Origin of the sequence: Kitasatospora sp. MY 5-36 (assembly GCF_001182915.1) — a bacterium.
GTDB lineage: Bacteria > Actinomycetota > Actinomycetes > Streptomycetales > Streptomycetaceae > Kitasatospora.
Window position 1 is genome coordinate 1 of sequence record NZ_LFVW01000562.1, and the last position, 7,698, is coordinate 7,698.

Annotated in this window: 6 protein-coding genes; 1 reads left to right on the forward strand and 5 read right to left on the reverse strand. The window is 73.4% G+C overall.

From position 1 onward, the window contains the following. Positions 1 to 210: 210 nt before the first annotated feature. The 5 genes from AE652_RS30090 to AE652_RS30110 all read right to left on the reverse strand — a co-directional run bounded on the left by AE652_RS30090 (position 211) and on the right by AE652_RS30110 (position 5,773). Complete coding sequence (locus AE652_RS30090; RefSeq protein WP_049657187.1) at positions 211 to 1,362, reverse strand: Gfo/Idh/MocA family protein; 1,152 nt, start codon at positions 1,360 to 1,362, stop codon at positions 211 to 213. Between the two features lie 118 nt (positions 1,363 to 1,480). Further along, entirely contained in the window at positions 1,481 to 2,461 is a 981-nt protein-coding gene (locus tag AE652_RS30095; protein WP_049657195.1) for a hydroxyacid dehydrogenase, read from the reverse strand. A gap of 116 nt (positions 2,462 to 2,577) precedes the next feature. After that, the gene (locus tag AE652_RS30100; RefSeq protein ID WP_049657190.1) at positions 2,578 to 3,483 is read right to left on the reverse strand and encodes a carbohydrate ABC transporter permease; all 906 of its coding nucleotides are present in this window, start codon (positions 3,481 to 3,483) and stop codon (positions 2,578 to 2,580) included. Continuing rightward, complete coding sequence (locus AE652_RS30105; protein WP_049657191.1) at positions 3,480 to 4,424, reverse strand: carbohydrate ABC transporter permease; 945 nt, start codon at positions 4,422 to 4,424, stop codon at positions 3,480 to 3,482. The genes AE652_RS30100 and AE652_RS30105 overlap by 4 nt, the downstream gene beginning before the upstream one ends. Further along, on the reverse strand, positions 4,421 to 5,773 hold the full coding sequence (locus AE652_RS30110; RefSeq protein ID WP_079272882.1) for an ABC transporter substrate-binding protein: 1,353 nt from the start codon (positions 5,771 to 5,773) through the stop codon (positions 4,421 to 4,423). Before AE652_RS30110 ends, AE652_RS30105 begins: the two co-directional genes overlap by 4 nt. A gap of 325 nt (positions 5,774 to 6,098) precedes the next feature. Here AE652_RS30110 and AE652_RS30115 point away from each other — a divergent pair. Continuing rightward, the coding region (locus tag AE652_RS30115; RefSeq protein WP_049657193.1) for a DUF2264 domain-containing protein at positions 6,099 to 7,698 on the forward strand (1,600 nt) is incomplete at its 3' end.

The window sequence follows — 7,698 nt, forward strand, 5'->3', positions numbered from 1 at the left end:
ACCACGATCGGCGAACCGAACGTGCTGCGGGCGGGGGCGGGCGGGGCGGGCAGGACGGCGGGCTCGCGCAGCCGGAGCCGGCCGTGGCCGGGCAGGTGGATCTCGGTCATGGTGTCAGCGCATTCGTCTCGTCGGCGGGCGGCTGCGGGGCGCTCGGGTCTCCCCGGCGGCCGGGTGCTCGGTGGCCGGCCCGGATGCGGCCGGCGGCCGTCACAGGGACAGCTCGGGGACGTCCATCCGGCGTCCCTCGCGGGCGGAGCGCAGGCCGAGTTCGGCGAGCTGCACGCCCTTGGCACCCTCCAGCAGGTCCCAGTGGTACGGGGAGCCGGTGGTCACGTGGCGCAGGAAGAGCTCCCACTGCGCCTTGAATCCGTTGTCGAACTCCTCGTTGTCCGGCACCCGCTGCCACTGCGCGCGGAACGGCTCGGTCGCCGGCAGGTCCGGGTTCCAGACCGGCTTGGGGGTCGCCGCGCGGTGCTGGAAGCGGCACTCGCGCAGCCCGGCGACCGCGCTGCCCTCCGTGCCGTCGACCTGGAACTCCACCAGTTCGTCGCGGTCCACCCGGACCGCCCAGGAGGAGTTGATCTGGGCGGTGATGCCGCCCTCCAACTCGAAGACGCCGTACGCGGCGTCGTCGGCGGTGGCCCGGTAGACCTGCCCGCGCTCGTCGGTCCGCTCGGGGATGTGGATGGCGGTGTGCGCGTACACGGAGCGGACGGGGGCGATGATGCCGTCCAGCACGTAGCGCCAGTGCGGGAACATGTCGAGGACCATGCCGCCGCCGTCCTCGGCGCGGTAGTTCCAGGACGGCCGCTGGGCCTGCTGCCAGTCGCCCTCGAAGACCCAGTAGCCGAACTCGCCGCGCACGGAGAGGATCCGGCCGAAGAACCCGCCGTCCACCAGCCGCTTGAGCTTGCGCAGGCCGGGGAGGAAGAGCTTGTCCTGGACGGCGCCGTTGCACACCCCGGCGTCGCGGGCGAGGCGGGCGAGGTCGAGCGCGGCCTCCAGCGACTCGGCGGTGGGCTTCTCGGTGTAGATGTGCTTGCCGGCGGCGATCGCCGTGCGCAGCGCGGTCTCCCTGGCGGGGGTGACCTGGGCGTCGAAGTAGATCTCGGCGAGCGGGTGGGCGAGGGCCTCGTCGAGCGAGGTGGTCCAGTGGGTGAGGCCGTGCCGGTCGGCGAGGTCCTTGAGCTTGTCGGCGCTGCGGCCGACCAGGATCGGCTCGGGCCACAGCGTGTCGCCGTCGCCGAGCGGCAGGCCGCCCTGGTCGCGGATGGCGAGGATGGAGCGGACCAGGTGCTGGCGGTAGCCCATCCGGCCGGTGACGCCGTTCATGACGATGCCGATCACCCTGCGGGGCATGGGGTTCTCCGATTCGTTGCTGGTGCGGGGAGCACGTGGTGCGGGGAGCACGTGGTGCGAGGGACGTGCTGAGAGGAGCGTGCTGCGGGGCCGCGCGGCACGGGGGCGCGGCGCGGGGTCACGCGGTGCGGTGTCCGTCCTCGGCGAGGACGGGGTGGGCGAACGGATGCCCGGCGGTGTAGCGGGCGAGCTCGTCGGCGGCGGCGGCCGCCATCCGGTGCAGCTCACCGCCGAGCGAGCCGGCCACGTGGGGGGTGAGGAAGACGTTCGGCAGCTCGTAGAGCGGGGAGTCGGCGGGCAGCACCTCCGGCTCGGTGACGTCGATGACGGCGTCGAGGCGTCCGGAGGCGGCCTCGCGCACCAGTGCTTCCTGGTCGACCAGGGAGCCGCGCGAGGTGTTGACCAGGGTGGCGCCGTCGCGCATCAGGGCGAGCCGGCGGCCGTCGATCAGGTGCCGGGTGGCCGGCAGTTCGGGGGCGTGCACGCTCACCACGTCGGAGGCCGCGCAGAGTTCGTCCATCTCCACGGCGCGGGCGCCGAGCCGGGCGGCCTCGGCGGGGTCGACGTACGGGTCGTGGAGCAGCAGGTCCAGGTCGTGCGGGCGCAGCAGTTCCATCACCCGCCGGCCGATCCGGGAGGCGCCGACGATGCCGACGGTGCGCCGGTAGTTGCCGGCCGCCCCGTACGCCAGCTGCCAGTCGTGGGGGGCGCGGCGGCGCCGGTACTCCTCACGGATCGGCAGCAGCCGCTTGTTGGCGAGCAGGACGACGGCGACGGTGTACTCGGCGACCGGCAGGGCGTTGGCCCAGGCCGCGGAGGTGACCTTGAGGCCGTGGCGCCAGCAGGCGTCGGTGACGTGGTGTTTGACCGAGCCGGCGGCGTGGATGACGGCGCTCAGCCGCGGGGCGGCGGCCAGCACCTCCTCGTCGATCGGCGGGCAGCCCCAGCTGGAGACGATCACCTCGGCGTCGGCGAGCGCCGCGCGGGCCTCGGGGGTGGTGAAGTCGTCAAGGACGAGTGCCGGGTCGAGGTCGGCCAGGGCGGTGAGCCGGGCCATGGTGTGCGGGTCGATCAGGCGCCCGGCGAGCTCGCGGTGCATGGCGAGGACGGCGCGGGGGCGGCTGGCGGGCCGGCCGTCGGGCACGGTGGTCTCCCGGTCGGGCGTAGGGGCGGGCGTGGTGGCGGTGCCGGTCGCGGCGGTGGCGGGGTTCGGGCTCACTTGACGCTCCCCGCGGTCAGGCCGGCCTTCCAGTGCCGCTGGAGCAGCACCAACGCGAGGACGAGCGGCACGACGGCGAGCAGCGAGCCGGTGATGACCAGCGGGTAGTACTCGGGGAAGGCCTTGGTCTGGGCGTTCCAGCTGAACAGGCCGAGGCTGACCGGGAAGAGCCGGCTGTCGGAGAGCATCACCAGCGGCAGGAAGAAGTTGTTCCAGATGGCGGTGAACTGGAACAGCAGGACGGTGACGAAGCCGGGCATCACCATCCGCAGCCCGATCGACCAGAAGGTCCGCAGCTCCCCGGCGCCGTCCATCCGGGCGGCCTCCAGGACCTCGTTCGGCACGTAGCCGGCGCAGAACACCCGGGCCAGGTAGACGCCGAAGGGGTTGACCAGCGAGGGCAGGAAGACCGCCCAGAAGGTGTTGACGATGCCGAGCTCGGAGGCCAGCAGGTACATCGGCAGGGCGAGCGCGGTGGTGGGCACCAGCACGCCCAGCAGCACGAGGCCGAACACCTTCTCCTTGCCGGGGAAGCGGTAGACGTGGAAGGCGTAGCCGGCCGCGACGCACACCAGCGCGCACAGCAGCGAGCCGATCCCGGCGTACAGCAGCGAGTTCAGGTACCAGCGGAAGTAGATGCCGCCGCCGGTGGTGGCCAGGTCGTGCAGGTTCTGGCCGAGCCGGAAGTTGTCGGCGCCCAGGGCGTTGCCGCCGAGCAGGTCGGCGGTGTTCTTGGCGGAGGCGGTGAGCAGCCAGCCGAGCGGCCACAGGGTGTAGACGGTGGCCAGGACCAGGGTGCCGTTGACGGCGGTCTTGGAGAGTGTCCAGGGGCGGCGCGGCCGGGCGGCGCGGGCCGGGCGGCGGGGCGGGGCGCCGCTGGGGCGGGTGGCGGTGGTGGTCATGCGTCGGCCTCCCGCCGGCGGTCGGAGCGGCCCCGGGTGAGCCGGGTGACGGCGAAGGAGAGCCCCGCCGCGGCGAGGGCCAGCAGCACCGAGGCGGAAGCGGCGAGCCCGTAGTCGTGGCGTTCGAAGGCGGCCGTGTAGGCGTACATGTTCGGGGTCCAGGAGGAGGTGACGCCCGGTGAGGTGCCGTAGAGGATCATCGGCTCGGTGAACAGCTGGAGCGAGCCGATGACGGTGAACAGGCCGACCATGGCGATCGAGGGCCGGATCAGCGGCACCTTGATGTTCAGGGCGGTGCGCAGCTCCCCGGCGCCGTCGACGACGGCGGCCTCCAGCACGGAGCGGTCGACGGCCTGCAGCGCGGCGTAGAAGATGACCAGGTTGTAGCCGGTCCACTGCCACAGCGCCATGTTGACGACGGCGGGCAGCGGGTGGCCGAGCGGGTCGGGCTGGGTGCCCAGGGACTCCAGTGCGTCCAGTACGGGGCTGATGCCGGGGGTGTAGAGGTACATCCACAGCAGCGCGGCGATGATGCCGGGCACGGCGTGCGGGATGAACAGCGCCAGTTGGAAGAAGCGCCGGGCGCGGGCCAGCGTGGAGTCCAGCAGCAGGGCCAGGACGAGCGCCAGGCCGGTCATCAGCGGGATGTAGATCAGGCAGTACTGGGCGGCGGTCAGGAAGCCGCCGCGGAAGGCCGCGTCCGACAGTGCCCGGGTGTAGTTGCCGAGCCCGGTGAAGACCGTCTCGGCGTCGCCGAAGCCGAGGCCGGAGCGGTGTTCGGTGAAGAGGCTGAGCCGGATCGCGTAGCCGATCGGGATCAGCGTGCACGCGGTGAAGAGCAGGAGGAACGGGGCGAGCAGCACGGCCGGTGCCCCGTACCGCCCGCGCCACCGGCCGGCGGTGGCGCGGGCAGTACGGCCTGGATGGGTGCCGGTGGTCACTGGGCGACCTTCAGTCCGCGGTTCTTGAACTCGGCGAGGGTGGCCTGCTGCGCGGCGGTGAGCGACTCGTCGATGGTGCCGGTCCGGCCGGCGACCTTGCCGAAGGAGTCCTTCAGCGAGCCGTTGGTGACGCCCATCGCCGGGCCCCAGGTCCAGCCCGGCTTGACGGACTTGGCGGCGTCCGCGTAGAGGGCGTAGAGGTCCTGGCCGCCGTAGAAGTCGGTGTTGAAGGCCTGCTTGGCGGCCGGCACGAGCTCGGTGGCGGCCGGGTAGGCGGAGGAGGTGCCGGAGGAGATCCGGGCCTTGAAGCCGTCCGCGGTGGTGGTCGCCCAGGTGGCGAACTCGACGGCGGCCTTGGCCTTCTTGCTGTCCTTGGACACGGCGAAGGTGGTGCCGCCGAGCATGCCGCTGGCGGGGCTGCCGTCCCAGCTGGGCATCGGCGCGGCCGCCCAGGTGCCGTTGACCTCGGGGGCGGTGCCGAGGTTGGCCTTCAGGACGCCGCCGCCCCAGGTGGCGCCGAGGTAGCCGGCCGTCTCGCCCTTTTGCAGGGAGGCGGTCCACTGCTGGCTGAAGGACGGCATGACGCGCACGAGGTCCTCGTCGGCCAGCTTCTGCCAGTAGTCGGCGACCTTGCGGGTCTCCGGCCCGGTCAGGTCGGCCTTCCAGGCCTCGTCGGCGGCGGCGAACCAGTGGGCGCCGTTCTGCCAGGCCATCGCCTCGAAGGTGGTCGGGTCGTCGGGGAAGAAGGTGGCGATGCGGGTGTCGGGCTGGGCGGCCTTCAGCTGCTGCGCCGCGGTGCGGAACTCGTCCCAGGTCTTGGGGACGGTGATGCCGGCCTTGGCGAAGAGGTCCTTGCGGTAGTAGAAGACCTGGGGGGAGGCGTCCAGCGGCAGGGCCCAGGTGCGGCCGCCGAGCGAGGTGAGTTCGACGGCCTGCGGCAGGTACTTGGCCTTGAGGTCGCCGTCGACCAGCTTGCTGATGTCCTGGACGGCGCCCTGGCTGACGAAGTCCGGCAGCTGCGGGTACTCGACGTTGAAGACGTCGGGGGCGTTGCCGGCCTTCACCGCGTTGGAGAGCTTGGCGTAGCCGCCGGCCGCGCCGGCCGGGATCTCCTCGAAGACGACCTGGATGTTCGGGTGGCTCGCGTTGAACGCGGCGACCACGTCCTTGGTGCCCTTCGCCCAGCCCCAGAAGGTCAGGCTGACCGGCTTGCCGTCGTCCGCGGCGGTGGCCGCCGCCCCGTCGCCGCTGCTGCCGCAGGCGGCGAGCAGGGTGACGCAGAGCGCGGCCGAGGTGGCCGCGGCGGCGGTGCGGAGGGCTCTGCGCCGGGAGAGGGGGGTCGAGCGCATCGGTGGGCTCCTTAGGACGAGGGTGCACAGGGCCCGGAAACGGTCGGCTCCGGCCGGGACCCGCAGAGGGTGGGGGCGATTGGCTGTCATCCTGAGCAGATAGGCGATCGGAGTCAAGAGATTTGGATCAAATGATCTGACATGATCGACCTGCCGAGCCTCCGAAGCCGCCCTCGCGATCACTGGAATGCCGGAAAATCGGGGCAATACGCTGCCGCGGCGACAACATCACAATCCGATCAAGCCGCTCATTTGATCGCTCCAGCTTGACGAACGATCAGGCACTACCTAGATTCCGGCCCACCACCCGATCACGGAGGACCTCATGCGCCTGCCCCCGGAGGACCGCGACCTCAGCCCGCACACCGGCTGGACCAGGGAGCACTGGGAGGCGGTGGCCGACGGCCTGCTGACCGCGGTCCTCCCCCACGCCAGTCCCGCCGGGGCGCTGATCGACCTGCCCGGCCCCCGCCCGAGCCGCTCCGGGCGCCGCTCCGACGCCCTGGAGGGCTTCGCCCGCACCTTCCTGCCCGCCGCCCTGCGGGTGGCCGGCGCGGGCGGCACCGATCCGCACGGCCTGCTGGCGCACTACGCCGCCGGACTCGACGCCGGCACCCGCACCCCCACCGGCGAGCGCGACCTCGCCGACGGCGACCGCGAGTCCTGGCCGCTGATCACCGACCGGGGCCAGGCCATGGTCGAGGCCGCCTCCATCGCCTTCGCCCTGCGCCTGACCCGCCCCTGGCTCTGGGACCGGCTGTCCGGGCCCGTCCGCGACCGGGTCGGCCGCTGGCTCGCCGACGCCCTGCACCGCGTGCCCAACGACAACAACTGGCAGCTCTTCCCGCTGTCCGTCGGCGGCTTCCTCGCCGAGGCCGGCATCGCCGAACCCGAGGCCCGCGCCGCCGTCCGCCGCGGGCTGGAGCACATCGACCGCTGGTACCTCGGCGACGGCTGGTACACCGACGGCCGCCCCCGCGCCTTCGACCACTACAACGGCTGGGCCCTGCACCTGTACCCCGTCCTGCACGCCCACCTCGCCGGCGACCGGGCCCTGGGCGCCGTGTACGGCGAGCGCCTCGCCGCCCACCTGGCCGGCTACGCCCACACCTTCGGGGCCGACGGCGCGCCCATCCACCAGGGCCGCTCGCTCACCTACCGCTTCGCCGCCACCGCCCCGCTCTGGGCCGGGGCTCTGACCGGCCACACCCCGCTCGCCCCCGGCACCACCCGCCGCCTCGCCTCCGGCGCCCTGCGCCACTTCCTCGACCGCGGCGCCGTCGACGACCGGGGCCTGCTCACCCTCGGCTGGCACGGACCCGACCTCCGGCTCGTCCAGGTCTACTCCGGCCCCGCCTCCCCGTACTGGGCCGGCAGCGCCTTCCTCGGCCTGCTGCTCCCGCCCGGCCACCCGGTGTGGACCGCGCCGGAGGGACTCGCACCCGTCGAGGAGCGCGACACCGTCCTCGCCCTGCACGGGCCCGGCTGGCTGGTGCAGTCCACCGCCGCCGACGGCCTGGTCCGGCTGCACAACCACGGCAGCGACGACCAGCCCGCCGACGCCGTGGGCCCGGACGACCCGTACTACGCGCGGCTCGCCCACTCCACCGCCACCGGGCCGGCCTTCGAGGGCCCCGCCGACAACCACCTCGCCCTGCTGACCGACGCCGGACCCACCGAACGCGGCCGCGTCCACCCGCTCGGCACCGGGCCCGGCTGGGCCGCCTCCCGCTGGCACCCGCGCGTCGGCGGCCGTGAACTGCCCGGCGTCACCGTCACCTCGCTCACCCTGGCCCACGGCGCCGAGGAGTTCCGGGCCCACCTGGTCACCGGCGGGCCGGCCGGCACCCCGGTCACCCAGACCGGCTGGGCCGTCGCGGGCCGGGGCGCCGGGCAGCGTGCCGGTGCCGGAGTGCGGGCCGACG

What these genes read in the sequence shown, in the direction of transcription:
- AE652_RS30090 (WP_049657187.1), bottom strand. Translation starts at nt 1,362, where the DNA reads ATGCCCCGCAGGGTGATCGGCATCGTCATGAACGGCGTCACCGGCCGG.
- AE652_RS30095 (WP_049657195.1), bottom strand. Translation starts at nt 2,461, where the DNA reads ATGCACCGCGAGCTCGCCGGGCGCCTGATCGACCCGCACACCATGGCC.
- AE652_RS30100 (WP_049657190.1), bottom strand. Translation starts at nt 3,483, where the DNA reads ATGACCACCACCGCCACCCGCCCCAGCGGCGCCCCGCCCCGCCGCCCG.
- AE652_RS30110 (WP_079272882.1), bottom strand. Translation starts at nt 5,773, where the DNA reads ATGCGCTCGACCCCCCTCTCCCGGCGCAGAGCCCTCCGCACCGCCGCC.